This window comes from Staphylococcus sp. EG-SA-2 (assembly GCF_017152085.1).
In genome coordinates, this window is record NZ_JACYHC010000833.1 from 1 (window position 1) to 1,183 (window position 1,183).

General features: G+C 32.1%; 1 protein-coding gene. It reads right to left on the bottom strand.

Annotated features, from left to right (window positions below):
• Positions 1-309 precede the first annotated feature (309 nt).
• Positions 310-1,183 (bottom strand): amino acid permease (locus tag IDG60_RS14995; RefSeq protein WP_206160858.1); only part of this gene is annotated, 874 nt, incomplete at its 5' end.

The following is a 1,183-nucleotide window of genomic DNA, read 5'->3' on the forward strand; positions in this document are numbered from 1 at the left end:
AGGCGTTTTTTGGTTCATCTGGTATTTTATGACGTAATTAATAGGTTATTTGATAATGATAGTGTATGAATGGCAATCTATATAAATGTTTATATCTTTTATACATGTACATTATCACCTTCAAACTTTCACTCATATTACTTTGGAAATTTATTATAAAATAGAAGTATGGATGTATTTCTGAAATGATACATTATTAAATAGATGAGAAAGTAAAAGTTTTGAGCCAAGTACGCAATTTAATATTATAAGTTGCATATAAAAACCCCTGTTGAACTTTAGTATATTCAACAGGGGTAAAACTTGTTGTTATTTATTTGATTTAGCAGCGATACGTTTATATCTTAAGTACATAAATGCTAAAAGTATAAACCAAATCGGAATAAAATAAATTGCACGTCTTGTATCAACATTAATAAATAATAACCCGAACACAAAAATGAAGAATACAAATATTAAGTAGCCCATATATTTACCACCTAATAGTTTGTACGTAGCATTTTTATGTAGATCTGGGTTTTTACGACTATAATTGATATATGCAATGATAATCAGACCCCATACAACTAAAAATAACACTGTAGAGATGGTAGTCACATACGTAAATACTTTTGTCGCATCTGGGAAAATATAGTTTAGTAATGCTGCCACAAGTAATAATGCTGATGAAGCAAAGATTGCAACATGTGGAACGCCATATTTATTCGTCTTAGAAAAGTTCGGAGGTGCTTGTTGTTGACTTGATAAACCGAAAAGCATACGGCTATTTGAGAATATACCACTATTACATGATGAAGCAGCAGCGGTTAATACTACAAAATTAATCAAGCCCGCAGCAAACGGAATACCGATCAATGCGAATAATTTTACGAATGGACTGTTATCAGGATCAACTTGCTGCCAAGGGATAATAGACATGATAACCGCTAACGCCCCAACGTAAAATATTAAAATTCTAATGGGTACACTGTTAATTGCTTTTGGAATTGTTTTAACTGGATCTTTTGTTTCCCCAGCTGTAACACCAATCATTTCAATTCCTACAAATGAGAATAGTGCCATTTGGAAAGACATAAAGAATCCAGAAGCACCTTTAGCGAATATGCCGTGTTCATATAAATTTGTGAAACTGGCATGCCCGAATTGAGTTTTAAATGCAAATAGAATCATGACGAAACCAACT